A 26,159-nucleotide genomic window follows, 5' to 3' on the forward strand; every position below is an offset into this window, starting at 1 on the left:
CTCTTATTTTTTTGTATAAGGATTGCATCTCTTGCTGAAAATAAGGGGGTATTTTGAAAGATATAAAAAGGGGTGAAAAGATGAGCAATGGAATTGGCCGTTCAAAAGAAAATCTTCCAACTGATGCAAATCATGTGAGTGCAAAGGATCGTGCGTATCAAAAACGTATGGCAAAGCAAAAACAACAAGAGCGTAATGAAGATAGAGAGTAACTCAAAATAAAGCTCCTTCTAAAACAGAAGGGGCTTTTTAAGAAAGAAAATGATTCGCGGTAACATAAAAGAGTCCGCCGTTAATAATTTGCACTGTAATGCGGGGTTCATATTGTTCTTGCAAGGCTTGTTTTTCAATTTCATAGCTTTCAGGAAGTTCATCACTTTCTTCATAAAAACGATTTAAAAGATCTAAATCGTGATTCCAGCGCACTCTTGCTTCTTTCGCCCACGTATGGTCATCTTCTGCAATTATATTCTTTAAAGCATCCTCTATACGTTGTAAACCGCTTTGCGGTTTAATGATAGGCGAGAGCGTAAAACAAAAGTCAGGTATTTTCGGTGTAAGTTTAATTTTAGCTAATGTTTCATGAAAGTTTGCAATCATTGTGCCAGAAATGAGATGAATACCAATAGAGTGAAGAATGTCTTTTTTTCGATCACATTGATAGGAAACTTTAATATTTACACCGAGCCAAGGATGGAGTGGTGTATGCGTTGCCCCGCTATGCCGTACTTCCTCATATAAACGTATGTAAGAGCCTAATTCTTTTGTCGTTTGGAAAATTTGATGAAGACGTGGTGAACCGTAGTGAATAAGCTCACCATCGCTTTCTTCACTTTCTGGATTTGTAAGAAGAGTAAGGCGCATCGGATTCGGTACGCCTCCTGTTTTCTCAAGATAGTGCCAATAAAAAGGGCGATTCATTAATAATTTATCCATCTCAATTGTTAACTGTACGTCTAATAGATGAGGGGAGCGCTGTAAAATTTCACAGTTATTCGCCTCGAAAAAATTGTATAAGTAATTATGAATTTCATGTTGCTGCATAGCCTTGCACCTCAGCTTCATTTCGTTTCGCGAAGTCGATAATAGATGTTAAGTTTTCCATCTTAATTCGGATTTCTCCTTCGCTTTTTGATTGCGCAAATATTTCTTGAATATGTGCGTCGATGTTTTTCATATTAATTCTCGTTAAAATTTCATCAAGTTCACCGATAACACGCTCAAATAAATTGATTTTTTCATATAACAGTTTCAAAATATGTTCTTCAACAGTATGTTTTGTAGCTAAGTTATAAATATGAACATCATTCTTTTGACCAAGACGGTGAATACGTCCGATTCTTTGTTCAAGACGCATTGGATTCCACGGTAAGTCATAATTGATCATATGGCTACAAAACTGTAAGTTAATCCCTTCACCACCAGCTTCGGTTGCAATTAATACTTGTGCGTGGTTTTGGAAAAGCTCCTTCATCCAATCTTTCTTCCCGCGTTTAAACCCGCCGCGGAATGGAACGGAAGAAATACCGTGTTGTTGTAAAAACCATTGTAAATACATTTGTGAAGCTCTATATTCAGTGAAGATAATGACTTTATCGTCAATTTCTTTTATAAGCTCTAGTGCTTTATTCGCTTTTGAGTTGAAAGGAATATGATTAATTTTGTCCATTAGCACATCAATATGCGGGTCTTTTATGTAATGCTCATTTTCTTTCTGCCTTTTTTCCACATGTTTTTTTAATGAATAGTAAACAGCTTCACGACTACTACACGCTTCCCGTTTTAAAGTTAACGATGAGAAGGCAGATGAGAAGGCATCTTGTCCTCGCCAATTTTCAATACCATTATACAAAGCTTGCTCTTCTTCATTAAACTCAACAAAAATTGTACGTACATGTCTCTTTGGCCAATCAATTCCGGTATTATGACGTCGATTTCGGACCATCACTTTGTTAATAAGAGCTTTTAAATCTTCATCAGATTCGGCTGAACGATTTTTTGAAGCGTAATATTCTTCAAAGTTGGATTGATTGCCTAAATGTCCTGGCTTTAATAAAGAAACGAGGTTGAAAATTTCATCAATCTTATTTTGAACAGGTGTAGCGGTTAATAATAAACAAAATTTCTTTTTTAATCGCTGTGCAAATTCATAGTTTTTTGTTTTATTATTTTTAAGTTTATGTGCTTCATCGATAATAATAAGGTCATATTCTAAGTTCAAAACGATATCGCGATGCGGTGAACGTTTTGCAGTATCAATTGATGATACGATCACATCGGCTTGTTCCCACGAGTAGCTTTTCTTTTGGGCTACAGCTGGAATAAAAAACTTTGTATTTAATTCGTATGCCCATTGTGATACGAGAGAGGCAGGGACGAGTATAAGTACTTTTTTCACAAGGCCGCGGACCATATATTCTTTTAAAATAAGCCCAGCTTCAATCGTTTTCCCAAGTCCCACTTCATCTGCTAGTATCGCTTTACCATTCATTTGTTCAATGACATTTTGAGCGACTTCTAATTGATGAGGAAGTGGTGTGAAATGAGATAAATGTTTCGGTGCTTGTAATCCATCGAAAGTAGGAACAAGTAATGATTTTTCTGTTTTATAAGCTAAATGATATAAATCCCAGTTTGTCCAAGGACCATCTTCGTTAATTCTATTTAAAAAATTGTTTTGCCACGTTCGATCTACGGAAATATCGACATTCATTACGACTCTCCCACCTTCTATAAACTAAAGTAATTATTAGAAAAATCTTTATTATATAAGCCTTGTAATAAGGCTCTATTACACATACTGAAAGTTAAAGAATAGACAAAGATAAAGGGCTAAATTTTGAAAGTTGTATTTAATAAGATTAAGAATGAAAAATTCTAAATTATTTTTTATGCTAGAATATTGATGAAATATAGCGAATGATGTTAGGATAATGGTGTGAAATGTGTGGAATCTTTCGTATTTTATCCAAGAAAGTGATTTTTTATTTACGCTTTCATAAAAAAATATAATGAGATTCCGTATATCCTATCTTTTCAGAGTGAAAATGTTTAGATATGGCGAGCAACTTTTATTGATTTGTCAAAGCATAAGGGGGAGAGAGCATGATTACATTACAACGTACACCGTTATTTGATGTATACGCGAAGTATGGTGGAAAAACAATCGACTTCGGTGGTTGGGAATTACCAGTTCAATTTTCAAGCATTAAAGAAGAACATGAAGCTGTACGTACGGCTGCAGGTTTGTTCGATGTGTCTCATATGGGAGAAGTTGAGGTAAAAGGTGTAGATAGTTTAGCATTTTTACAACGTGTTGTTACAAATGACGTTTCTACTTTAAAGGTAGGAGGCGCACAATATACAGCTATGTGCTACGAAAATGGTGGTACAGTAGATGATTTATTAATCTACAAACGTGGTGAAGAAGACTATTTATTAGTAATCAATGCATCAAATATCGAGAAAGATTACGAATGGTTAGCTAGCCATGTAATTGGCGATGCGACAGTAGTCAATGTTTCTAGTGAAGTTGCACAGCTTGCAATTCAAGGACCAAAAGCAGAAGGCATTTTACAAAAAGTTGTGTCAGAAGATTTGAAAGAAATTAAGTTCTTTAAATTTAAAAACGATATTCTTGTAGATGGAATTCCAGCACTTGTATCTCGTACAGGTTATACAGGTGAAGATGGATTTGAAATTTACTGTAAGAGTGAAGATGCTGCAAAACTTTGGGAGAAACTTCTTGAAGTTGGAGCAGAAGAAGGCTTAAAAGCATGTGGTTTAGGTGCTCGTGATACACTTCGCTTCGAAGCAACATTACCACTTTATGGTCAAGAATTATCAAAAGATATTACACCGATTGAAGCTGGCATTGGCTTTGCGGTAAAACCAAATAAAGAAGCAGACTTCTTTGGAAAAGAAACGTTAAAAGAGCAAAAAGAAAACGGTGCGCCTCGTAAGTTAGTCGGCATCGAAGTAATCGAACGTGGAATTCCTCGTACACATTACCCTGTATTTATTGGAGAAGAAAAAATCGGGGAAGTAACGAGTGGTACACAATCTCCAACGTTAAAGAAAAGCATTGGTTTAGCACTAATTGATGTAAAATACGCAGCAGTTGATACAGAAGTAGAAATTGAAATTCGTAATAAACGCGTCAAAGCAGTAGTTGTTCCAACACCATTTTATAAACGTTCAAAGTAACGGGGAGAGGGGTAGATTTCATGTTGCATCGTTATCTTCCAATGACAGAAGAAGACAAAAAAGAAATGTTACAAACGATCGGCGTTCAAACGATCGATGAGTTATTCTCTGATATTCCAGAGAGTGTTCGTTTTAAAGGGGATTTAAAAATTAAAGAAGCAAAATCAGAGCCAGAGCTTTTAAAAGAGTTAACTCAAATGGCTAGTAAAAATGCTAACTTAAAAGAATACGCTTCTTTCTTAGGAGCAGGTGTATACGATCATTACGCTCCAGTAATTGTAGATCACGTTATCTCTCGCTCAGAATTTTATACAGCTTACACGCCATACCAACCAGAAATTTCACAAGGGGAATTACAAGCGATCTTTGAATTCCAAACAATGATTTGTGAATTAACAGGAATGGATGTAGCAAACTCTTCTATGTACGACGGAGGTACAGCTTTAGCTGAAGCGGCAATGCTAGCAGCTGGCCATACTCGCAAAAAGAAAATTCTTGTATCTAGTGCAGTTCATCCAGAATCAAGAGCAGTCCTTGAAACGTATGCAAAAGGTCAACATCTTGAAGTTGTTGAAATTAATCATAAAGATGGTGTAACAGATTTAGACGTATTACAAAGTGAAGTAGATGATACAGTTGCTTGTGTAATCGTTCAATATCCAAACTTCTTCGGACAAGTTGAAAAATTAGCTGATATTGAAAAAATCGTTCATCAACAAAAATCATTATTTATCGTTTCTTCAAATCCATTATCATTAGGCGCATTAACACCACCAGGAAAATTTGGTGCTGATGTTGTAATCGGTGATGCACAACCATTTGGTATTCCAACGCAGTTTGGTGGACCACACTGTGGTTACTTTGCAACAACGAAAGCATTTATGCGTAAAATTCCAGGACGTCTTGTTGGACAAACTGTAGATTCAGATGGTAAACGTGGATTTGTATTAACGTTACAAGCACGTGAACAGCATATTCGCCGTGATAAAGCGACGTCTAACATTTGTTCAAACCAAGCGTTAAATGCATTAGCAGCATCAGTTGCAATGACGGCACTTGGTAAACAAGGTGTGAAAGAAATGGCACGTCAAAACATTTCTAAAGCACAATATGCAAAACGTCAATTTGAAGCGAAAGGCTTCACTGTAACATTTGCTGGACCATTCTTCAATGAGTTTGTTGTAGATTGCAAGCGTCCAGTGAAGGAAGTAAACGATGCCTTATTACAAAAGAATATTATCGGAGGTTACGACCTAGGCCGTGATTATAAAGAGCATGAGAACCATATGCTTGTAGCAGTAACTGAGCTTCGTACAAAAGAGGAAATTGACACACTTGTAAACGAAATGGGGGCTATCCAATGAAGAATCAAGACCAAGCACTTATCTTTGAAGTGAGTAAAGAAGGACGCATAGGATATAGCCTACCAAAATTAGATGTAGAAGAAGTGAAACTAGAAGATGTGTTTGAGAGCGATTATATTCGAGTAGAAGATGCAGAGCTACCAGAAGTATCTGAACTTGACATTATGCGCCACTATACAGCACTTTCAAACCGTAACCACGGTGTAGATTCTGGATTCTATCCACTTGGATCTTGTACGATGAAATATAATCCGAAAATTAATGAGAATGTAGCTCGTTTCGCAGGATTTGCAAATATTCATCCATTACAAGATGAAAAGACAGTACAAGGTGCAATGGAATTAATGTACGACTTACAAGAGCACTTAATTGAGATTACAGGTATGGATACTGTTACATTGCAACCAGCAGCGGGTGCACACGGAGAATGGACAGGCTTAATGTTAATTCGTGCATACCATGAAGCAAATGGTGACTTTAACCGTACGAAAGTAATTGTTCCTGACTCTGCTCACGGAACGAATCCAGCATCTGCAACTGTAGCTGGTTTTGAAACAATTACAGTAAAATCAAATGAACATGGTCTTGTTGACTTAGAAGATTTAAAACGTGTTGTAAACGAAGAAACAGCAGCACTTATGTTAACAAATCCTAATACATTAGGTCTATTCGAAGAAAATATTTTAGAAATGGCAGAAATCGTCCATAACGCAGGCGGTAAATTATACTATGATGGTGCAAACTTAAATGCGGTATTAAGCCAAGCACGCCCAGGAGATATGGGATTTGACGTTGTGCATTTAAACCTTCATAAAACATTTACAGGTCCTCACGGCGGCGGTGGCCCAGGTTCTGGTCCAGTAGGTGTGAAAGCAGATTTAATTCCGTACTTACCAAAACCAATTTTAGAGAAAACAGAAAATGGCTATCACTTTAACTATGATCGTCCAGAAGCAATTGGGCGCGTAAAACCATTCTATGGTAACTTCGGAATTAACGTTCGTGCATACACATATATTCGTTCTATGGGTCCAGATGGACTACGTGCAGTAACGGAGTATGCGGTATTAAATGCGAACTATATGATGAGAAGGCTAGCGCCATTCTATGATCTGCCATTCGATAGACATTGTAAGCATGAGTTTGTATTATCAGGTCGTCGTCAAAAGAAACTTGGTGTACGTACATTAGATATTGCAAAACGCCTGCTTGATTTCGGTTACCATCCACCAACAATTTACTTCCCATTAAATGTGGAAGAATGTATTATGATTGAGCCGACAGAAACAGAATCAAAAGAAACATTAGACGGTTTCATTGATAAGATGATTCAAATTGCTAAAGAAGTAGAAGAAAATCCAGAAGTTGTACAAGAAGCGCCACATACAACGGTAATTAAACGTTTGGATGAAACATTGGCTGCACGTAAACCAGTTTTACGTTATGAAAAGCTAGCTCCTGTACAAGTTTGATTAGCATAACAAAGGAAGAACTCGCTATATGCGGGTTCTTTTTTTGTATGGAGAATTTGTCCCACATTAACGGGCGGTAAAACTCCCACCTGAAAACTCGGCTGGTGCAAAGGAGTTAGGTGGGAGATAAACTGCCCGTAAATGTCCGATTGGTTCAACTAATAATCAGTGGGGATGAACAAAAATCCCCCGCTGATTAAAGTTTCACTTTATGCAGAACTAGTGAAGAAAATGTTAAAATTTTATATTTTTTGTTTCATAATGGTGTAAAGAAGTAGTTTCATAGGTGATTTTGTTGAAAAAGTCAGTTTGATAAAAGTATTTATTTTTGTTAGAATTTTATTGAAATTAAGAAGATGCAATGAGATAGGAATGACTCATTTTTATGTATATGTGAAAAAACGAGCAAGTTGGGGGTGAAAATGTGGGATATCGGTGTTATAGAATGATATACCATTTAGAAAACGGAAAAACGATTAAAGATGTAAAAGAATTTTGTTATCGAGATCAAGGAAAAGTATTAGAAAGAGTAGCACATCGTGTAATGGATAATAGAGAAGTGACGGCAATTGATAAGAAAGGAACAATCATTTCAATAGCATGTGAGGACATTGTAAAGGTGGAACTTGATTACATAACAGAAAGTTAACCTTGAGTCATATCGAATTATTCGATACAATATACTGTTGAATGGTGACGAGAGAAGAGAGGAGTTTATTATGGGTAGTACAAGACACTTTTATATGTTTATCTTAGCGTTTGTTCTTGTTGTAGCATTAACGATTTATTTAATTGTTGATAGCACTTGGTACAATACAGTTCATCCGGCGTTCCTTCTGTTTATGTATGTAGGAATTGCGGTAGTGAGTTTTGGAATGAGAGATGAGATGTTAGATCGCTTTGAAAAGTGATACATATACGAAAGACCAACAGGAAAATGTTGGTCTTTTTTTCTTGCCAAAAATAGGATGGTGTGCATATACTGTATATATAAGGTATACACAGTATATACACACTGGAGGAAAACATGAATATTATTATTTCGAATTCTTCCCAAGACCCTATTTATGTACAAATAAGAAAACAATTAAGCCAGCTTATTTTAAATGGTGGTTTAAAGGGTGGAGACCAATTACCGTCTATTCGTAGCTTAGCGAAGGAATTACAAATTAGTGTAATTACAACGAAGCGTGCGTACGAGGAGCTTGAAAAAGAAGGATATATAGAAACTGTTGCTGGGAAGGGGACTTATGTTTCACGTAAAAATAATGAACTACTAAAAGAACAAAGGCTTCGTCTATTGGAAAGTAAAGCGGAAGAGATTGTAAATGAAAGTAAAGCGTTGCAGCTTTCACTTGAAGATTTACAGCAGATGATTGCGTGTTTATATGAGGGGGAATAAGAGATGTTAGAGCTAAAAAATGTTTGTAAAAGTTATCAAGATTTTGCAGTGAAAAATATAAGTTTTACGTTACCACGCGGATATATTATGGGATTTGTCGGACCGAATGGCGCAGGGAAAAGTACGACGATCAAAATGATTATGAATTTAATTCGAAAAGATAGCGGCGATATAAAAATTTTTGGCAAAGACAATAAGAAAGCTGAAAAGGAAATAAAACAAAATATCGGTTTTGTATATGATGAAAATCATTACTACGAAGATTTAACGTGTGAACAAATGAAACGTATTATTGCACCGTTATATAAAAAGTGGGACGAAGAGCAATACAAATCGTATATGCACAGATTACAAGTTCCGAAGTATAAAAAAATTAAAGAACTCTCAAAAGGGATGAAAATGAAATTTGCGATTGCCATTGCACTTTCACATCACGCGGAGTTTATCATCATGGACGAACCGACAGCAGGATTAGATCCAGTTGTTCGTAGTGAATTACTTGATATTTTGCAAGAAATTGTAATGGAGGATGAAGTATCCGTATTATTCTCAACGCACATTACAACAGACTTAGAACGTATCGCAGATTATATTACGTTCATCAATGATGGAGAAATTATATTTACTGGTGAGAAAGATGAATTAATGGAGAACTATGTAATCGTAAAAGGAAGTAACGATTTATTAGACCGAGAAGGAAAAGAATTATTTGTTGGATTACGAAAAAATAAATTTGGTTTCGAAGGTTTAGCGAAGGATAAACAAGCAATTGTCGATTGGTTTGGAAATGAGGTTGTACTAGAAAAGCCTACATTAGATGATATTATCGTTTACACCGCAAAAGGGAGAGGTGCTTATGCGTCAGCTCATCTATAAAGATTTGTTCTTTTTTCGGGGGATATGGCCAGTGTATCTTATTATACCCTTTATATTCTTTTTATTTGAAAACGGTGATGGAATGCTGTTTCCTATGAGTTGTTTATTTATAACTCTTTCCGCAGTTATGATATTAGTCGCAATAGATGAACGAAATACAAGTGACATTATTATGAATAGTTTATCGTTAAGCAGAAAGGATATCATAATTGCTAGATATATTTCCTGTGCAATATTCATTGTAGGGGGCATGGTTTCCACTCTGCTAGTTGTTTTTCTTATAAGGTGTATCGCTGTTATTGGTGATATCGGTGCATACTATCCTAAACTTTATATTGAGATTTTGTGGTATGAAGTAATAAAGGGAGTTGTTTACGCCATATTTTTTGTTGTAATATTCTTTCCTAGTTATTATGTTACAAGGTCAAAGATAGCACGAAGTATAGTGTTAGGAGCATCAATGGTAGTTGGTGGAATTGCTTGGATATTCATAGGAGATGGATTGGATGAAACAACACCTTCATTCCTTGAGTGGATTATGAATCCGGTACATATTGGTGTATTTATAGTTGGAGGAATTATATTAGCTAGTGTCTATATCGTTTCTATGCTTCTTACAATTAAAATTTATGAAACGCGTGATTTATAGAGAGGAGAATTCATATGCAACAGTTGATTTTGAAGGAGTTTTTCTTACAGAAGAAAATGTTTATTTTATATTTTTTAATACCTATTTTCTCTATTTCTAAGAACCCCGTTCACCCAATAGGGATTGCAATAGGATTATTTATAACATGTAGTACGATTATATATATTTCTTTTTATTATGAAGAGAAAAGTAAAGTAGAAAAAGTATTAGTGAGTTTGCCTATAACGAGAAAAGAGATAGTTATAGCTAAATATATTTCAAGTACATTATTTATTATTGCTGGTTTGAGTACAACTTTTATGGTCGTAATATTAGGAAACATTTTATTGAACAGAGATATAGTTATGCCTGGATATGCAATATTTTCAGCAATAGTAGCAACTTTGATCTATTGTGTAGTAACGATACCTGCTAATTACATTGGAGGATATAAAGCTATTACTGTCTTGAATGTGATTATGATTTTTCCTTTAACGGGTATGATTGGCCTTATGTGCAATGTTTTTGGTGATAAAACAATTATGTTAAAAGTACTCCACTCTCAAGAAGCTACACTAGCAATGAGTGTTCTTGGTATCGGAGTGTTAGTAAGTATAGTCATATCAATGTTTCTCTCAATGAAAATGTTTCAGGAGGCAGAGTTATAGAAGGGACATTTTCATATTAGGAGGTGTAATACGTGATCAAGCAATTAGTTTTAAAAGATATGATGTTGCAAAGAAAGTTAAGTTTTGCGTATTTAATATGTTTGTTCTTCCTTGCTATTGTTGATTTTCGTAGTGATAGTTTTTTGATGACATTTAGCATGTTTATACCTGCTCTTGGGATGATACTGTCAATGAGTTATGAGGGGAAAAATAAAAGTGAACTGATAGTAAATAGTTTACCGTTTGACCGTAAAGATATTGTCATAGGTAAATACGTATTTGTAAGTATTTTAGTTGCTCTAGGTGGATGTTTCTCACTAGTGGTTGGTTTAATACAGTTGCAAAATGAACATATAACTGGATTTATGCTATGGGGAGCGATTCTTGGCGGAATAACGGGAGGATTGGTTTATAGCATAATCGTACTCCCAATCGAATTTTCAGTAGGATATAGCAGCGCAAAACAAATTGCTCCCTTCATCGGAATTGCATTTGGTTATTTAAGTGGACTGATTGTAAGTAACGTCTGGTTAGATGTAGAAAATGCTTGGAACACGAGTCTAGTCGTAAATATTTGTTTTATAGCAGGGCTGCTTCTTTTATATGTTATGTCCATGTTTTTCTCAATTCATTTGTATAATGAGCGTGATTTATAAGGAGGGAGTGATTGTGAAGCAACTTATAATTAAAGACTTTATCGTGCAATGGAAGTATTTAATATGGCACTTAATATACCCTCTTTTCTTGTATATGACATTAATAGACATGAAAAGTTTTTACATAATTATGTCAGCCATAATTCCAGTAATAGCAATTTTAAAAACATTTAATGACGATAAAAAATATAATAGTGAAGTAATAGTAAATAGTTTGCCGCTAGCGAGAAAGCAAATTGTGTTAGCTAAATACATAATGGCACTTATTATTTTTATTATAAGTATGCTAGTGTCTAGTCCTGTAGTAATCAATCGATTTGAAGATGGAACTTTTGAATTTGTAACGACAACAGTAATTACGATTTCTGGCTTTGTTTTTATATATTTAAGCATTGTTTTACCGATATTGTTTTGGTTTGGGTATAAAAAAGCTTCTTTTATGACGCTTTTTATACTAATAGCACCAACAGCAATTGGTACCATATTCTTTGAAATCGGCATGGAACAAATTCAACTATATAACAGCATGTTATTCATTAGTTCAATTTGCATGTTCATAGTATCTATCTTCGTTTCAGTGAAATTGTATGAGAAGAGAGAATTTTAAAAGGTGCCTTATAGAAGGCACCTTATTCAATAACGACAATATGAAAGTAAGAGTTTATAAACAGAGAGGCTATTCGGTACAACATCTTTTGGAGTATGTAATATAAAGCTGAAAACGATAACGAGAATGAGAAAGAGGAAAAATAAAAATAGGATCTGCTTATGTATAGAATTTTGCATAGTATTCACTCCTTTTTTAGGTAGTATGTCCAAAGGAAAGGAGTGTATGAAAAATGTTAGGAGGGAGAATGATGAACAAAAGAAAATGGTTATATAGAATAGGGATATTTTTATTTTCAATCGGTCTCATATTAGCAAATTTTTATGCAGATATACCATCGCCATTTCCTAATTTGCATAAAGGGATTGGTATAAGCATTGTCATAGTTGGTCTTCTTTGTCTTATCACATCAAACTTCTACAGAAAGTCTGAATGAATATAAAAAAGGACAGTTACTCTTTTTCAGAAGTACTGTCCTTTTTAAATAATTTATTCCATAGTTTGGCGATACTCCATATAATGACGATTGCAATGGAGGCAATAATAGACCAAGCAATAGATGCAATTTCAAGTGCCATGCTAGGAAGGAAGGTGAAAATGGATACTACTTTATGAAACAACCATTCTATTGTATGAAAACTGATTTGTAATAGAATGACGATCCCGAGTGTAATCCATGCTAACATTTGTTTTCCTTTTTCTTTCCACATGACATTCACCTCACGTTAGCTTAATAGTTTTAAGCCAACAGCGCCGCATAGAATGCAACTTAAGAAGGCAAGACGACGCCAATCCGCTGATTCGCGGAAAATAAGAATACCTAGAAGTGCACTTCCCGCAGTTCCGATTCCAGTCCAAATCGCGTAAGCAGTTCCCATCGGTAACGTGTTCATCGCAAGGGATAAGAAGAAGAAACTTACGCCGAAGTTAGCGATTAAAATAACTTTTGGTGCCCAGCCTTTCTTTTCAGTGGCTACTTTCATAAAGAGTACACCAATAATTTCACAAATACCAGCTAGAATTAAAAATAACCAAGCCATTTTATGCGGCCTCCTTCGCTTCTTTTTCTTCTGTGACTCGTTTTAGCCCAATTACTCCGAAGAAGATTAAACCGATTAATAAAACTTTTACAATAGAGAAAGGTTCTCCGAAGACGAAAATCTCTGTAAGAACGATCCCACCAGCTCCAATTCCTGTAAAGACTGCGTATACAGTGCCGACAGGTAAATCTTTATAAGCTCTAAATAATAAGACGAAACTAATTGTAATTAATAACGCAACACCAGCCCATTCAAGTGGTGCCTCCGCTTTTTTAAGTCCAATAACCCAAAAGATTTCAATAATACCAGCTATGATTACATAAATCCAAGCCATATGTCATTTCTCCTTCCTACCAGTCGTTAGGTAAAGGGCTTAAAAACGACGCATTGCAAAGGAGCAATCCGTCAGTTTGAAAGACCTCGCCAAAATACTTGCCAAGAGGCGTTTAAACGAGTCTCAAAGCGATTTAAACCTGCGAATAGTAGTTCCACCATAAGTCCGTCCAGTAAGCATAGAAAAGCTTCTAGAGCGTCTTTTACTTCAATGTTATGCAGTTCACTTTGCTCGTTTGCCTGTTTAAATATAGGGAATAAAAGTTTTCCGACGTTTTCAATGTGTGCATTCGCTTTTTCGATAATTTGTACGCGGAATGCATCAGGCGGAAAATAAGAAGTTCGTAACCAAAACATTGATTCTTCACTTTCACCAAATCGTTTTGCGTAGCCCTTTAGTAACTGTAAGAGCAATTCTTCAGTAGACGAATTTGAAAATTTTTCGATATCGTCTGTGAAGCTTTGTAAATCTTTTTGAAGAGCAGATTCTAAACATATAAAATATAGCTCTTCTTTTCCTTTAAAGTGTGCGTAAATCGATGGTTTTTTAATCCCAACTTCTTGAGCAATATTTGCCAATGAAGTTCCTTCATAGCCGTAGCGTGCGAAATGAGAAAGTGCTACAGCTTTAATGCGGTTTGCTGTCATTTTCATCCCCTACCTACCGTTCGTTAGGTTCATTATATGAGATGGAAAATATAAAGTCAATAGGTGAAGAGCTGAAAAAGAGCGCTACAGGTAACGCTCTTTTTCTAGACAGTATCTCGCTCAATTAAATGGAATGAAAGCTCTTCTGCCTTCCCGGCAATTTGCTCGCTTTGGATTTGTTTATGGAATAAAGAAAAAGCATGGGAGCCCATTGCGAGACCGGGGTGTTCAATTGTGGAAATTTCTAACGCCTTTGAAATTTCATGATTATCAAATCCAAGGATAGCAAGTTCTTCAGGGACTCGAATGCCATGTTTTCGCGCCTCTGTTAATAAACCAGCTGCAACTTGATCGTTCGCTGTAAAAATAGCGGTTGGGCGATTTTTCATGTTTAAAATGCGATGAAGTATTTTTGCACCATCCTGCATCGTATAGCATTGATGAAAAATCCAATCTGGATGTACCATTTTACCTTCGTTATGAAGCGTATCAGCAAATGCTTTTTCGCGCTCCATAGAATTCGCACTCGTTTTTCTTGCTAAACAGATTCCGATTTTTTCATGGCCTTTACTGAGTAAATAGGCAGTGCCGAGACGGAAGCCTTCATAGTGATCTACGTAGACGGATGAAATGAGGGGATGCTTTATCTTTTCACATGAAATAATAGGGGCAAATTTTGCGAAAGGTTCAATTTGTTCCCAAGAACTCGTTCGAGAGCAAATAATCATTCCGTCGAATTGTTTCATTTTCATCATTTCAAGAACACGAATCTCTTCGAGGCTATCGTAATTTGTTTGACATAAATTAATGTGATATCCAGCTGCTAACGCTTCGTTTCCGATTCCTTCAATAATGGTACTGAAGTATGGAAGATTAATGAAGGGGAGCATAACCCCGATTGTATATGTTTTTCCCTTTATTAAATGAATAGCATTTATATTTTTTGCATAGTTCAATTCTTCAACAGCATCTAGAACACGCTTACGTTTTTCTTCTTTTACGTAAGGGTGATTATTAAGGACGCGGGAAACAGTTGATATGGATACACCAGCAGTTTTTGCAATTTGTTTTATATTGGCCATATGTATCACCTCTTTCCCTTATTATAAAGGGAAAATAACAAGAATGAAAAAATCTTGACCTGAAAAGCTTTTCACAAACTATGTTATAAATAAGGCTTCTTTTTATTCGCGTAACCTTTTTATTTGGGCGTAAGAATGATAGGGGCTTTTTTGCGTCTATAAAAGAATTTTTGTCAAAATGTGTGAGAATAACGTAGAAAGTTTTCAAAGGTGGAGTTTGTTAATGAAGCGAATATGAATAGCATACAAAGTGAAACTTTAATCAGTCGGGCATCTCCCGCGGATTATTAGCCCCACCAATCGGGCATTAACGCTTTATTCGTAAAGAGAGCGGTATGAAGAAAGGGCGGAAACAAATTGAAAAAAAGAATCATTTGTTTCGTGTTTTCTAGTCTAGTGCTAAGTTCATGTTCGTTTCAGCAAACGATGCAAGAAGAAAAAAACTTTGTGGGAACAACAGGGGGAGCGATGGATCGTGTTACGGATCCTATTCCGCTAAAGGAGCTCCCGAAATATTTTCCGGTGAAATTTAAAGTTCCGGAGTTTTTACCGTATGACATTGCGAGTGATGTGAAGGGGGAAGTCAGAACGATTGGGAAAAAGAACGCTGTTTTAATGATTAAATATAAACAGCGGGAGCCAGGTAGAAATGAGTATATTGAGTTAAATGTTGCGAACTTTCCTTATAGTTTTCCGGATCTCGTGGAAGAGAAACGATTTCAAGAACAAATGAAATTGAATAGTGGAGCATTCGCTTATTTTAAAAATAATGATGACTCTGGGCGAGGAGATGAATTCGCTACGCTTATTTGGAAAGAGAAAGGACTTGAATATCAGCTGCTGTATCGTAATGCACAAGAGAATGATAAAGATGTGATTAAGCAAAATTTATTATACATTGCGAATAATATGGAATGAAAAAACTAGCTGAATGATTCAGCTAGTTTTTGTATGTTATTATTTCTTTTTAATTTTTCCAGTCCACGTTTTAAATCCACCTTGTAACTGGTAGAAATCTTTGTAGCCTTGTTTTTTTAAGTATTGAGCTGCACGACCAGTACGAAATCCGCTTTGGCAGTATAAGTAAACTGGTTGATCTTTGCGAAGTTCTTTATGACGAAGGCGAATTTGTGATAATGGAATGTTACGTGCGCCTAAAATATGTCCTGCAGTATATTCGTCTGCTTCGCGAATATCGATAAGCTGTGCTTTACGGTAGCCAGCGCGAAACTCTTCTTCTGAAAGTGTTTTAATTAATTTTCTCTGATAGAAATACATCCATACAGTGTAGCCGATGAACGCTACGATTACGGCTAATAAAATAATCCAAGTTGTTGACACGGTTCTATCGCTCCCTTTTTTCTTATCCTACTTTCAATATTATAATGCCCGTATGTATTTATGCAACAGATTCATTTGCATATAAGAAGAAATTTCGTATTCTTTCACAAATTTTGTCGAATTTGGTAGACTAGAGAATGTGAAAAATAATTGGTTATATGAGGTGCAGGATGGGAAAAGAAAAATGGTGTTATATTAACTCTGGTCAATGTTCACCGGCATTTAATATGGCGTTAGATGAATGTTTATTAAATTGGCAAAGTGAAAAGAAAATGCCACCAACCATTCGTTTTTATGAATGGGAAGTACCAACATTAACAGTTGGGTATTTCCAGCGTGTTGAAAAAGATATTAATATGGATGTAGTTAACGAAAAGAAATATGGATTCGTTCGTCGTCAAACAGGCGGCAGGGGGGTACTACATGATAAAGAATTAACGTACAGTGTTATTGTGTCTGAAGATCATCCAAATATGCCAAAAACAGTTACAGAAGCGTATCGTATTATTTCGCAAGGTTTATTAGACGGTTTTAAGGCATTAGAATTAGAAGCGTATTATGCAGTTCCAAAAACAGAAGCAGACCGTGAAAATTTAAAAAATCCACGTTCAGGCGTATGCTTTGATGCACCGTCTTGGTATGAAATTGTAGTAGAAGGAAGAAAAATCGCAGGTAGTGCTCAAACACGTCAAAAAGGTGTGATTTTACAGCACGGATCGATTCCGTTAGAAATAGATTTAGATGAATTATACGATCTGTTTTTATTCCCGAATGAACGTGTAAAAGAGCGTATGAAGAGTATGTTCTCTTCTAAAGCGGTAGCCATTAATGAATTAACAGACCGCACGTTTACAATCGAGCAGTTAATTAAAGCGTTTGAGGTTGGGTTTGAAAAAGGATTAGATGTAGAGCTTGTTCCGTATGAATTAACAGAAGAACAGTTACATGAAGTCCAAATATTAGCAAAAGAGAAGTATGAAAGTAAGGAATGGAATTATAAAAAATAAGAGGTGGCAATTGCCACCTCTTATTTTTTTATAGTAAATTAAGTACTTTTTCTACTTTGATTCCTTTATCTTGTAAAGAACGTAGGCGATTTACAACGTCCATAATTTCTTTGTCAAATGTAACGCTAATACCTTGGCTTTGTAGTTCTTTTTTTAAGCTTTCAATAGAATCATCTATGTCGATGCCAAGCTCGTAATCTTGACAAACTTCAATTGTCTTTTTCACGAGTTTCACATAATTTTCTTGTAGTTTTGTATTTGTTTCAGTCAAAGCAGATTGCTTCGGTTTTGCAGGAGCGACCGGTGCTGTCTCTTGCTTTGTAACTGGAGTTGGTACTGCTTTTTTCACAGGTGCTGGAGTAGATAGTTCCACTGCTGCTTCTACACTTACTGGCTTCGGTGTTGGTACCGGAGTAGGTTTAGGTGCTGCAGGTGTTTCTACTCGCGTAACAGGTTTTGGAGCAGGTGTAACTGCTTTTGGAGCTTCTACAACTACTTCTTTTTTCGGAGTAGCTTCTACAACAGTTTCTTCTTGCTCAGCAGCTTCTTTATTTTCTTTACTCCACATAACGCGTTCAACTTCTAGAGAAACATTATTTTTGTTCATCGCTGTTAATGTAACTTTACCAACTTCAGCGTTCCCAGTGAAATCAACAATTTTATAAATAACACTCTTGTTCCAATCCACGTTTCCGCTCAAAAATAATTCTTCGTTACATTTCGGCGTTAAGCCCTCGATTTTAATTTCTGCGTTTACACCGTTTTCACTATATACCATAATTAGCGAAGCATTTACATCTTCGTCTGCTAACATTAGTTCACGTACCATTTTGCCGGTGCGTACTTGCGTTTTCTTCTTAACTGACATCTAATTTCTCCTCTCAAAAATTCAGTAATAATAAAAAAATCGTATAACGAAAAATAATTGCTCACGAAGATTTATGATACCGATAATAAAAGCATCACGTCAACAATTAACTTTAATTATTTTGCATTTTTCTTATTTTCTTTATGAAATTTTTCAATTTGTAAAATTAGACAGAAGAAAAAACAGCCTTTTGAAAGGCTGTTAAAAATTTGATTTTTTATATAGGAATTTATATAAAGCATAAAATAGGATAGCGATTAAAGCATTTTGCCAAAAGGTTAGATGATAAATGAGATAAGGTTGTTTTTTAAAATAAATATTTAAGAATATAGCGGAACAAAACGGGGTAGCAAATGCGAATCCAAATAGAATTCGTCTTTTCCAATTCATTTTCTGATCAAAGGAGTATCGCTTTAATAAATATAAAATAAATAGTATACCTAGTATAATTATTGAAACAGACAAAGTAGTTCCAAGGATACTAAAAGGTGGACTTATTATTTTGGTGTTCTTTTCAAAAAAGAAAATGAAAAGAGAAGCAATGGTGTCTATTCCAAACTGTATAGCGAGAAGTAAGCTAATAACAAAGCCGATTAAAGAAGTTTTTTCTAACATTGTTTGAACCGGCAAAGCCGATATGAGTTCATCACAATAAGATTGTAAGTCATCACCAAAAATGTCATAAGCATTTTTATTTTCTGTTTGTGCTTCGATGAGATGGTCTAATATTTCTAGTAATAGTTCTTCTACTTGTTGCTCTGGCACGTTAGATAAACGAAGGTAAACTAACATATCGCTATAAGTAACTTCATTTTCAGGTGTTAGAAGTTCGCGTTTTTTATTGTTCAATTTAATCATGTCTTGCGCATTCATCCTCATCGCTCCCCCTGTAATAAGTTGTTCACCGTAGTTGAAACCATTCCCCAGCTTTGTTTAAATTCTTCAAGTTGTTCTAATCCTTTATCGGTTACGTGATAATATTTACGTTTTGGACCGAGTGAGGAGGCTTTTAAGGTTCCTTCAATCAATTTTTCTTTTTGCATACGTAACAATAATGGATATATGCTTCCTTCGCTTACAAATGTAAATCCGTGTTTATTTAATTTTGTACTCAGTTCATATCCGTACACTTCTTCTTGTGAAATGATGTATAAGATGCAACCTTCGAGCACACCTTTTAACATTTGGCTGTGCATGATTTCACCACCTTTTACTCAGGTAACTTGCGTTGCATGGTAGCTGTTATCCGAATTATAACATTCAGTAACTTGCAATGCAAGTTACTGAAGTGGAAAACTTTAATGAGTGTTAATTTTTCATCGTTTCCCATACTAACGAGAGGAGGGAATCATATGAAACCATTTATGCCAAAACTCGTTTACTTTGAACCGAAGGCACTCGAATATCCGCTTGGAAAAGAGCTGTATGAGAAGTTTACGAAGATGGGATTAGAAATTCGTGAAACGACATCCCATAATCAAATTAGAAATTTGCCAGGTGAAAATGATTTGCAAAAGTATCGTAATGCAAAGGCAACACTTGTCGTTGGGGTGAGGAAAACGCTAAAGTTTGATACGTCAAAACCGTCAGCTGAATATGCGATCCCGCTCGCAACGGGGTGTATGGGACATTGTCATTATTGCTATTTGCAAACAACACTTGGGAGTAAGCCTTACGTTCGCGTGTATGTCAATCTCAATGAAATATTTGAGAAGGCAAAGCAGTATATGAATGAAAGAGCACCAGAAATAACAAGGTTTGAAGCGGCTTGTACATCAGATATTGTTGGAATTGATCATTTAACACATGCATTAAAGCGGGCGATTGAATTCATTGGAGAAAGTGAGCATGGGCGTTTACGTTTCGTTACGAAATATTCGCACGTTGATCATTTGTTAGATGCAAAACATAATGGGAAAACTCGTTTTCGATTTAGTATTAATTCACGGTATGTGATTAAAAATTTTGAGCCGGGGACGTCACCGTTTGAAGAACGAATTGAAGCGGCTCGTAAAGTAGCGGGCGCGGGTTATCCACTTGGCTTTATAGTTGCGCCACTTTATATGCATGAAGGATGGGAGGAAGGATACCGTGAACTATTTGAGCGACTATACAATGCACTAAAAGATTTGTCGATACCGAATTTAACATTTGAATTAATTCAACATCGCTTTACAAAACCGGCAAAAAAGGTTATTCAAGAGCGTTATCCGAGTACGAAGCTTGAAATGGATGAGGAGAAGCGCAAATATAAATGGGGACGATATGGCATCGGGAAATACGTATATAAAAAAGATGATGCAGAAGTATTGGAAGAAACGATTAGAGGATATATTCATCACTTTTTTCCTAACGCAGAAATTCAATATTTTACATGAAAAGAACTTGTATTGGAATGCAAGTTCTTTTTTCTTTTAAATATTTAGGCTTGTTTTCAACTTGTCACGTTATTCTTTCTGGTGTATCATTTTATTGATTGCTTCGTACGGAATGAGCAAAATGAAATTGGATGGAGGAAACCGATGCCTACCCCTAGTATGGAAGATTATATTGAACAAATTTATTTGTTGATTGATGAAAAGGGTTATGCCCGCGTATCTGATATTGCTGAAGCGCTGAGTGTACATCCATCCTCTGTAACAAAAATGGTGCAAAAATTAGACAAAGATGAATATCTAATTTATGAAAAATATAGAGGGCTTGTATTAACATCAAAAGGTAAAAAAATCGGAGAACGTCTCGTATACCGTCATGACTTGCTAGAGCAATTTATGCGTATTATCGGTTTGGATGAAAGCAAGATCTACAATGATGTAGAAGGAATTGAACATCATTTAAGTTGGGAAGCAATTGACCGCATTGGTGATCTAGTGCAATATTTTGAACAAGATGAGGTTCGAGTGGAAACACTTCGTGGCGTTCAAAAAGCAAATGAAGAGAAAAGTAATTAAGGGGGAACGTATGTCGTTTCCTTTTTTATTTCAACCGAAAAGGATGGGGAAATTATGAAAGCAATTATTTTTGATTTTGATGGATTAATTGTGGACACGGAAACAATATGGTTTCACTCTTTCAGAGACGCTGTTCGTGAGTACGGTGGGGAGTTACCTTTAGCGGAATTTGCGAAGTGTATTGGAACGACAGACGATGTGCTTTACGCATATTTAAATGAGCAATTAAAAGAGAAGTTTAACAAGGATGCATTAAAAGAAAAAGTGAAAACTTTACATAAAGAGAAAATGAAAATACCAGAAGCTCGTGACGGGGTAAAAGAATATTTAGAGGAAGCGAAGGAAATGGGATTGAAAATCGCATTAGCTTCCAGTTCATCTAGAGAATGGGTTACTTCTTTTTTGGAAGAGCTACAAATTCGAGATTATTTTGAAGTCATTAAAACAAGGGAAGATGTTGAGAAGGTAAAACCGGACCCAGCACTTTATCGAATTGCGATAGAAGATTTAGGAATTGATCCGTCTGAAGCTGTTGTATTTGAAGACTCGTTAAACGGATTAAAAGCAGCGATTGCAGCAGGATTAAAGTGCGTTGTTGTACCTAATGATGTGACACGGGATTTACCATTTGAAAATCATCACCTTCGAATTGAAAGTATGAAAGATAAAAGTCTGAAAGAAGTACTGCAAAATATAAAAAAAGACCGTATTTCCTAAAAGGAAGCACGGTCTTTCTTTTTGTTTTTTTTGCCTTCAATGACAGTTAAATGAGATTGTTTTCTTTTTCGCTTCAAAGTGGAAGGAGCGCCTTTCTTACCTTTGTCATTAGAAGCGTTTGATTTCAAGAAAGAATTGCTTAGGGGTGCTACATTTTGTTTCCCATGTTTGCGGTTCGATTGTTTCGCTGCACGCTTATAAGAGCTTTGCGAATTTGCAGAACCACTAGAATTTGTAAACATCTTGTATAGCAAATAAAAGATACCGACAACAAGTAACATGTACCCGATATTTCTTAATACACCCATTGGATTTGTAATGACAGATGAAACAAGGCCGAATATTGCTAATCCGATAATAAGCATAACTATAGCGAATGTAAACGAACGACCGTTCATAAGGGACACCTCCTAAAAACATATATTAAAATTAGTATATTAACGATGAGGAAAGGAGTTGAACACCAATTTTAAATAATTATTGTTTGTTTTCTAAACGTAATAATTCTTCAAACGATGCAATGGCTACTTCCACTTGATCATCTGTTGGTTCTTTCGTTGTTAATAGTTGCAGCCATAATCCGGGATATCCAAGTATGCGTAATACTGGAATATCGCGTAATCGATTTGTAAATTGTAACACTTCAAAAGAAATGCCGAGAACGACTGGAATTAATAAAATTCGGTTTACGACTCTGGCCCAAAGTGGATCTGTAGGGACAAGGAAATAAACAAACATTCCAATAATGACTGTAAATATAATAAAGCTACTGCCACAGCGATAATGAAGGCGAGTTTGTTTTTGAACATTTTCTACAGTCATTGGAAGATTATTCTCATAGGCATTAATTACTTTATGCTCCGCACCATGGTACTGAAATACCCGCTTAATAAGTGGGGTTAAAGAAATAAAGTATATATAGCTCAATAATAGCATGAGCTTAATGACACTTTCGACAATGATTTGCCCTGTATGAGAAGGGAAAATCGGTCTCGTTAATTCAGCTAGTAGTGCAGGAACTGCTGTGAAAATGACTTTACCGAATATGAAAGATAAAACGCCAACTGCTGCAACTCCTAATACCATCGTTAATTTCGATTGTTCTTCTTTGTTATTTGCAATTTGTTCGTCTTCTTCTGGGTGGACATCAAATCGTTCTGAAGCAAAGTTTAAATGTTTTGCTCCATTCGCACTTGCATCCACAATAGCGGCAATCCCTCGTAAAAATGGAATTTTTTTCAGGATAGATAATGCTTTATTACGAACGCGTGGTAATCGATAAAATTCAATCGATTTATCTTTACGACGAACCGCTGTAACAGTATATTCTCTACCGCCAAACATAACTCCTTCTATGACTGCTTGCCCGCCATATATTTGTTTTGACTCTTCTGCCATGTTAACACCAACCTGTATTTGTTTCTCTCTTATGTAGAAAAAGAGGCAATTGTCATACTGGGTTCTGTCATTTTGAAATAAGACAATCACCGAGTTTCCTTTATTTTATCGACAAATACAAGTATATGACAAGGAAAAATGTTACGAGAGTCGGACATTTCTTATTCTTTTTATAGACAAATTTCGCAGTATTTAAACATGGTTCAAAATAGTTTCGGGCATACTATTGAGCGGAGGTGTCGATGTGAGTCAAGAACAATTAGGAACAAGGAATTTTGTACAAATTGGTTTATTTGGTGGAATCTTTTGGGGGGGGATATGGTATTTCCTTCATATATTTTCATTTACGGAAGCAGGACCGAACTATTTACTTTTACCATTTGCCTTTGGAAGCTGGAAAGAAGGGGTATGGGGCAATGTGTCAGGAATTGTTTGTATGGGACTACTTTCGATTTTAATTGCCTTTTTGTATAAAGCGTTTTTGGCAAAGTTTGAAGGAATTATTCCAGGGATGATTTATGGGCTATTTTGGTGGGCGTTACTATTTTTCGGAATGGGATTAATAGCGCCTGCCATTAAAAGTGCACTCCATTTACCGAAAGAAACAATTGTGACGACGATATGTATTTTTATATTGTATGGTGTGTTTATAGCATACTCTGTTTCCTACGCAGTAAATACGAATAAAGCTGAGCGAGAAGGGGAAGAGAAGACGAACTATTCAAACAAGTAACTCCTATGTTAAAATGTTGTATAGATATTTAATATTAAGGAGTTTTAAACATATGAAAAAGGTACTCCTCGTAAACGGTCCTAACCTAAATCGCCTCGGTGTCAGGGAGGTAAATGTATATGGAAAGGGCACGCTAGCGACACTTGAAGCGGATATGAAGCAAGAAGCAGAAACAATGGGAGTGGAGTTAGAATGTTTCCAATCGAATCATGAAGGTGCGATTATCGATCGTATTCATGAGGCGGAAGATATATATGAAGGGATCATTTTAAATCCTGGAGCATTTACGCATTATAGCTATGCGATTCGAGATGCAATTGCGAGCATTTCGATTCCTGTTATTGAAGTACATATTTCTAACATTCACCAGCGTGAGTCGTTCCGTCACGAATCTGTGACGGCAGCTGTTTGTGCGGGACAAATTGTTGGATTTGGTTTTTATGGCTATAAGTTAGCGTTATTTGCATTAATGGAGAAATTGAGGGAGGCATAAAGTAATGGAGAAAATCGAAAGAGTAAGAAGCGCATTTGATGAGGCTGGTATTGACGGTATTTTGTTAACAAATGAACATAGTCGTAGATATATGGCTAACTTCACAGGAACAGCTGGTGTTGTATTGATTTCGAAAAATCGTGCTCAATTTATTACAGATTTCCGATATGTAGAGCAGGCTAGTAAACAAGCGGTTGGATACGAGATTGTACAGCATGCAGGATTAATCATTGATGAAGTTGCAAAGCAAGTGAAGGAACTGGGAATTCAAAAGCTTGGCTTTGAGCAAGATACTCTTACATATAGTTCTTATTCAGCACATAAAGAAGCGATCGATGCTGAATTTATCCCAACTTCTGGGCTTGTAGAAAAGTTACGCTTGATAAAGACTGATTCAGAGATTAAGATATTAAAGGAAGCTGCACAGATTGCAGATGCTGCCTTTGAACATATTCTATCATTCATTCGCCCGGGAGTATCTGAAATTGAAGTGTCAAATGAACTTGAATTTTTCATGAGAAAACAAGGAGCAACATCTTCTTCGTTTGATATTATCGTTGCTTCAGGTCTTCGTTCGGCATTACCGCACGGCGTGGCATCTGAAAAAGTGATAGAAACAGGAGATTTCGTTACATTAGACTTCGGCGCTTATTACAAAGGATATTGCTCTGATATTACTCGTACGATTGCAGTTGGTGAACCATCTGATAAATTAAAAGAAATTTATAATATCGTTTTAGAAGCACAACTACGTGGTGTGAACGGTATTAAAGCTGGTTTAACAGGCCGTGAAGCGGATGCGTTAACGCGCGATTACATAACGGAAAAAGGATATGGTGAATACTTTGGACACTCTACTGGTCATGGAATTGGTCTTGAAATCCATGAAGCACCAGGTTTAGCGTTCCGTTCTGATACAGTACTTGAACCAGGAATGGCTGTAACTGTAGAACCAGGTATTTATATTCCAGGTATTGGCGGCGTACGTATTGAAGATGATATCATCGTAACAAGTGAAGGTAATGAAGTAATTACGAAATCACCAAAAGAACTTATTATTTTGTAATATACAGGAGGATTTTTTTACATGATTTCAGTAAACGATTTTCGTACAGGTTTAACAATTTCAGTGGACAATGCCCTTTGGCAAGTAATCGATTTCCAACACGTAAAGCCAGGTAAAGGTGCTGCATTCGTTCGCTCTAAACTACGTAACCTTCGCACAGGATCTGTTCAAGAGAAAACATTCCGTGCAGGTGAAAAAGTAGAAAAAGCACACATCGAAAACCGTCGTATGCAATACTTATACGCGAGCGGTGAGTCTCACGTATTTATGGATAACGGAACTTACGAGCAAATCGAACTTGGTGAAAACCAAATCGAGCGCGAACTTAAATTCCTAAAAGAAAACATGGAAGTATCTATTATGACATACCAAGATGAAGTACTTGGTGTTGAACTTCCGAACACAGTTGAATTAAAAGTGTCAGAAACAGAGCCAGGTATTAAAGGCGATACAGCTTCTAACGTAACAAAACCAGCTACATTAGAAACTGGTCTTGTTGTACAAGTACCAATCTTCATTAACGAAGGCGAAATGCTTATCATCAACACTGGTGAAGGTAAATACGTTTCTCGTGCATAGTAGAAAAGCACTCGTGATCATCAC

35 protein-coding genes are annotated in these 26,159 nt (G+C 36.0%); 22 read left to right on the top strand and 13 right to left on the bottom strand.

All coding sequences use genetic code 11. The annotated features are described in order from the left end of the window. Nucleotides 1-80 precede the first annotated feature (80 nt). Nucleotides 81-212 carry a hypothetical protein gene (locus DN394_RS29250; RefSeq protein ID WP_000064668.1) on the top strand — a complete coding sequence of 44 codons (132 nt, stop codon included), beginning with the start codon at nt 81-83 and terminating at the stop codon, nt 210-212. A gap of 37 nt (nt 213-249) precedes the next feature. Here DN394_RS29250 and DN394_RS01970 read toward each other — a convergent pair whose 3' ends face one another. Next, a complete protein-coding gene (locus DN394_RS01970; protein WP_098208621.1) occupies nt 250-1,044 on the bottom strand; it encodes a YqhG family protein in 795 nt (264 codons plus the stop codon). Then, nucleotides 1,031-2,713 (bottom strand): DEAD/DEAH box helicase, encoded by a 1,683-nt coding sequence (locus tag DN394_RS01975; RefSeq protein WP_087981917.1) that lies wholly within the window; start codon nt 2,711-2,713, stop codon nt 1,031-1,033. Before DN394_RS01975 ends, DN394_RS01970 begins: the two co-directional genes overlap by 14 nt. A gap of 392 nt (nt 2,714-3,105) precedes the next feature. Here DN394_RS01975 and gcvT point away from each other — a divergent pair, with 392 nt between their 5' ends. The 12 genes from gcvT to DN394_RS02035 all read left to right on the top strand — a co-directional run bounded on the left by gcvT (nt 3,106) and on the right by DN394_RS02035 (nt 12,315). Next, nucleotides 3,106-4,206 carry a glycine cleavage system aminomethyltransferase GcvT gene (gene gcvT / locus DN394_RS01980; RefSeq protein WP_000631766.1) on the top strand — a complete coding sequence of 367 codons (1,101 nt, stop codon included), beginning with the start codon at nt 3,106-3,108 and terminating at the stop codon, nt 4,204-4,206. A 20-nt stretch (nt 4,207-4,226) separates the two neighbouring features. After that, complete coding sequence (gene gcvPA / locus DN394_RS01985) at nt 4,227-5,570, top strand: aminomethyl-transferring glycine dehydrogenase subunit 1 (protein WP_000903246.1); 1,344 nt, start codon at nt 4,227-4,229, stop codon at nt 5,568-5,570. After that, nucleotides 5,567-7,042, top strand: coding sequence for an aminomethyl-transferring glycine dehydrogenase subunit 2 (gene gcvPB / locus DN394_RS01990; protein ID WP_000795689.1), 1,476 nt, complete (start codon nt 5,567-5,569; stop codon nt 7,040-7,042). The genes gcvPA and gcvPB overlap by 4 nt, the downstream gene beginning before the upstream one ends. 445 nt (nt 7,043-7,487) lie before the next feature. Then, nucleotides 7,488-7,691, top strand: coding sequence for a DUF3929 family protein (locus tag DN394_RS01995; RefSeq protein ID WP_000639158.1), 204 nt, complete (start codon nt 7,488-7,490; stop codon nt 7,689-7,691). Between the two features lie 70 nt (nt 7,692-7,761). After that, nucleotides 7,762-7,953 (top strand): hypothetical protein, encoded by a 192-nt coding sequence (locus tag DN394_RS02000; RefSeq protein ID WP_000535935.1) that lies wholly within the window; start codon nt 7,762-7,764, stop codon nt 7,951-7,953. 116 nt (nt 7,954-8,069) lie between these two features. Next, complete coding sequence (locus DN394_RS02005; protein ID WP_001021351.1) at nt 8,070-8,444, top strand: GntR family transcriptional regulator; 375 nt, start codon at nt 8,070-8,072, stop codon at nt 8,442-8,444. Nucleotides 8,445-8,447: 3 nt separating this feature from the next. Next, a complete protein-coding gene (locus DN394_RS02010) occupies nt 8,448-9,320 on the top strand; it encodes an ABC transporter ATP-binding protein (protein WP_000891315.1) in 873 nt (290 codons plus the stop codon). Next, nucleotides 9,301-9,969, top strand: a complete 669-nt coding sequence (locus tag DN394_RS02015; RefSeq protein WP_097915839.1) for an ABC-2 transporter permease — start codon at nt 9,301-9,303, stop codon at nt 9,967-9,969. The genes DN394_RS02010 and DN394_RS02015 overlap by 20 nt, the downstream gene beginning before the upstream one ends. A 14-nt stretch (nt 9,970-9,983) precedes the next feature. Further along, nucleotides 9,984-10,616 (top strand): ABC-2 transporter permease, encoded by a 633-nt coding sequence (locus DN394_RS02020; RefSeq protein WP_097915841.1) that lies wholly within the window; start codon nt 9,984-9,986, stop codon nt 10,614-10,616. A gap of 32 nt (nt 10,617-10,648) precedes the next feature. After that, a complete protein-coding gene (locus tag DN394_RS02025) occupies nt 10,649-11,272 on the top strand; it encodes an ABC-2 transporter permease (protein ID WP_097915843.1) in 624 nt (207 codons plus the stop codon). A 13-nt stretch (nt 11,273-11,285) separates the two neighbouring features. Beyond that, the gene (locus tag DN394_RS02030; RefSeq protein ID WP_097993722.1) at nt 11,286-11,879 is read left to right on the top strand and encodes an ABC-2 transporter permease; all 594 of its coding nucleotides are present in this window, start codon (nt 11,286-11,288) and stop codon (nt 11,877-11,879) included. A 247-nt stretch (nt 11,880-12,126) separates the two neighbouring features. Then, the gene (locus DN394_RS02035) at nt 12,127-12,315 is read left to right on the top strand and encodes a hypothetical protein (protein ID WP_002008512.1); all 189 of its coding nucleotides are present in this window, start codon (nt 12,127-12,129) and stop codon (nt 12,313-12,315) included. A 16-nt stretch (nt 12,316-12,331) separates the two neighbouring features. Here DN394_RS02035 and DN394_RS02040 read toward each other — a convergent pair whose 3' ends face one another. The 5 genes from DN394_RS02040 to DN394_RS02060 all read right to left on the bottom strand — a co-directional run bounded on the left by DN394_RS02040 (nt 12,332) and on the right by DN394_RS02060 (nt 14,982). Continuing rightward, entirely contained in the window at nt 12,332-12,589 is a 258-nt protein-coding gene (locus DN394_RS02040; protein ID WP_046956355.1) for a DUF3975 family protein, read from the bottom strand. Between the two features lie 15 nt (nt 12,590-12,604). Continuing rightward, the gene (locus DN394_RS02045) at nt 12,605-12,919 is read right to left on the bottom strand and encodes a DMT family transporter (protein WP_046956356.1); all 315 of its coding nucleotides are present in this window, start codon (nt 12,917-12,919) and stop codon (nt 12,605-12,607) included. A 1-nt stretch (nt 12,920) separates the two neighbouring features. Next, the gene (locus DN394_RS02050; RefSeq protein ID WP_000312344.1) at nt 12,921-13,253 is read right to left on the bottom strand and encodes a DMT family transporter; all 333 of its coding nucleotides are present in this window, start codon (nt 13,251-13,253) and stop codon (nt 12,921-12,923) included. A 71-nt stretch (nt 13,254-13,324) separates the two neighbouring features. Then, complete coding sequence (locus DN394_RS02055) at nt 13,325-13,906, bottom strand: TetR/AcrR family transcriptional regulator (protein ID WP_002107720.1); 582 nt, start codon at nt 13,904-13,906, stop codon at nt 13,325-13,327. A gap of 98 nt (nt 13,907-14,004) precedes the next feature. Continuing rightward, the gene (locus DN394_RS02060) at nt 14,005-14,982 is read right to left on the bottom strand and encodes a LacI family DNA-binding transcriptional regulator (RefSeq protein ID WP_001273972.1); all 978 of its coding nucleotides are present in this window, start codon (nt 14,980-14,982) and stop codon (nt 14,005-14,007) included. 381 nt (nt 14,983-15,363) lie between these two features. Between DN394_RS02060 and DN394_RS02065 the strand changes: the two genes are divergently transcribed. After that, nucleotides 15,364-15,900: a hypothetical protein gene (locus DN394_RS02065; RefSeq protein WP_046957602.1), complete on the top strand. Its 537-nt coding sequence runs from the start codon at nt 15,364-15,366 to the stop codon at nt 15,898-15,900. Nucleotides 15,901-15,939: 39 nt separating this feature from the next. Here DN394_RS02065 and DN394_RS02070 read toward each other — a convergent pair whose 3' ends face one another. Further along, a complete protein-coding gene (locus DN394_RS02070; RefSeq protein ID WP_000108656.1) occupies nt 15,940-16,323 on the bottom strand; it encodes a rhodanese-like domain-containing protein in 384 nt (127 codons plus the stop codon). A 170-nt stretch (nt 16,324-16,493) separates the two neighbouring features. Between DN394_RS02070 and DN394_RS02075 the strand changes: the two genes are divergently transcribed. Beyond that, the gene (locus tag DN394_RS02075; protein ID WP_098091994.1) at nt 16,494-17,330 is read left to right on the top strand and encodes a lipoate--protein ligase family protein; all 837 of its coding nucleotides are present in this window, start codon (nt 16,494-16,496) and stop codon (nt 17,328-17,330) included. A 28-nt stretch (nt 17,331-17,358) separates the two neighbouring features. Here DN394_RS02075 and DN394_RS02080 read toward each other — a convergent pair whose 3' ends face one another. The 3 genes from DN394_RS02080 to DN394_RS02090 form a co-directional block, all read right to left on the bottom strand. Beyond that, on the bottom strand, nt 17,359-18,198 hold the full coding sequence (locus DN394_RS02080; protein ID WP_097915847.1) for a hypothetical protein: 840 nt from the start codon (nt 18,196-18,198) through the stop codon (nt 17,359-17,361). A gap of 201 nt (nt 18,199-18,399) precedes the next feature. Next, the gene (locus DN394_RS02085; protein WP_097915849.1) at nt 18,400-19,071 is read right to left on the bottom strand and encodes a DUF1129 domain-containing protein; all 672 of its coding nucleotides are present in this window, start codon (nt 19,069-19,071) and stop codon (nt 18,400-18,402) included. Between the two features lie 2 nt (nt 19,072-19,073). Continuing rightward, nucleotides 19,074-19,394: a PadR family transcriptional regulator gene (locus DN394_RS02090; protein WP_071728410.1), complete on the bottom strand. Its 321-nt coding sequence runs from the start codon at nt 19,392-19,394 to the stop codon at nt 19,074-19,076. A 156-nt stretch (nt 19,395-19,550) separates the two neighbouring features. On the opposite strand from DN394_RS02090, the gene splB reads away from it, so the two are divergent. The 3 genes from splB (at nt 19,551) to DN394_RS02105 (ending at nt 21,866) form a co-directional block, all read left to right on the top strand. Continuing rightward, nucleotides 19,551-20,576 (top strand): spore photoproduct lyase, encoded by a 1,026-nt coding sequence (gene splB, locus DN394_RS02095; protein ID WP_097915851.1) that lies wholly within the window; start codon nt 19,551-19,553, stop codon nt 20,574-20,576. 144 nt (nt 20,577-20,720) lie between these two features. After that, the gene (gene mntR / locus DN394_RS02100; RefSeq protein WP_001143071.1) at nt 20,721-21,149 is read left to right on the top strand and encodes a transcriptional regulator MntR; all 429 of its coding nucleotides are present in this window, start codon (nt 20,721-20,723) and stop codon (nt 21,147-21,149) included. Between the two features lie 54 nt (nt 21,150-21,203). Then, a complete protein-coding gene (locus tag DN394_RS02105) occupies nt 21,204-21,866 on the top strand; it encodes an HAD family hydrolase (protein WP_141474866.1) in 663 nt (220 codons plus the stop codon). Here DN394_RS02105 and DN394_RS02110 read toward each other — a convergent pair. Both DN394_RS02110 and DN394_RS02115 read right to left on the bottom strand, forming a co-directional pair. After that, the gene (locus DN394_RS02110; RefSeq protein WP_001014467.1) at nt 21,863-22,264 is read right to left on the bottom strand and encodes an SA1362 family protein; all 402 of its coding nucleotides are present in this window, start codon (nt 22,262-22,264) and stop codon (nt 21,863-21,865) included. The genes DN394_RS02105 and DN394_RS02110 overlap by 4 nt on opposite strands. 79 nt (nt 22,265-22,343) lie before the next feature. After that, nucleotides 22,344-23,264 (bottom strand): DUF1385 domain-containing protein, encoded by a 921-nt coding sequence (locus tag DN394_RS02115; protein ID WP_000807116.1) that lies wholly within the window; start codon nt 23,262-23,264, stop codon nt 22,344-22,346. A 244-nt stretch (nt 23,265-23,508) separates the two neighbouring features. On the opposite strand from DN394_RS02115, the gene DN394_RS02120 reads away from it, so the two are divergent. From DN394_RS02120 to efp, 4 genes are read left to right on the top strand one after another with little or no spacing between them, the layout of a single operon-like run. Next, nucleotides 23,509-23,997: a YqhR family membrane protein gene (locus tag DN394_RS02120; RefSeq protein WP_000076890.1), complete on the top strand. Its 489-nt coding sequence runs from the start codon at nt 23,509-23,511 to the stop codon at nt 23,995-23,997. A 52-nt stretch (nt 23,998-24,049) separates the two neighbouring features. Continuing rightward, nucleotides 24,050-24,490 (top strand): type II 3-dehydroquinate dehydratase, encoded by a 441-nt coding sequence (aroQ, locus tag DN394_RS02125; RefSeq protein WP_000757087.1) that lies wholly within the window; start codon nt 24,050-24,052, stop codon nt 24,488-24,490. A 4-nt stretch (nt 24,491-24,494) separates the two neighbouring features. Beyond that, a complete protein-coding gene (gene pepQ / locus DN394_RS02130) occupies nt 24,495-25,556 on the top strand; it encodes a Xaa-Pro dipeptidase (protein ID WP_000411061.1) in 1,062 nt (353 codons plus the stop codon). Between the two features lie 21 nt (nt 25,557-25,577). Beyond that, entirely contained in the window at nt 25,578-26,135 is a 558-nt protein-coding gene (gene efp, locus DN394_RS02135; RefSeq protein WP_046957519.1) for an elongation factor P, read from the top strand. Nucleotides 26,136-26,159 lie beyond the last annotated feature (24 nt).

Source organism: Bacillus sp. BB081 (genome assembly GCF_008368895.1).
Taxonomy (GTDB): domain Bacteria; phylum Bacillota; class Bacilli; order Bacillales; family Bacillaceae_G; genus Bacillus_A; species Bacillus_A wiedmannii.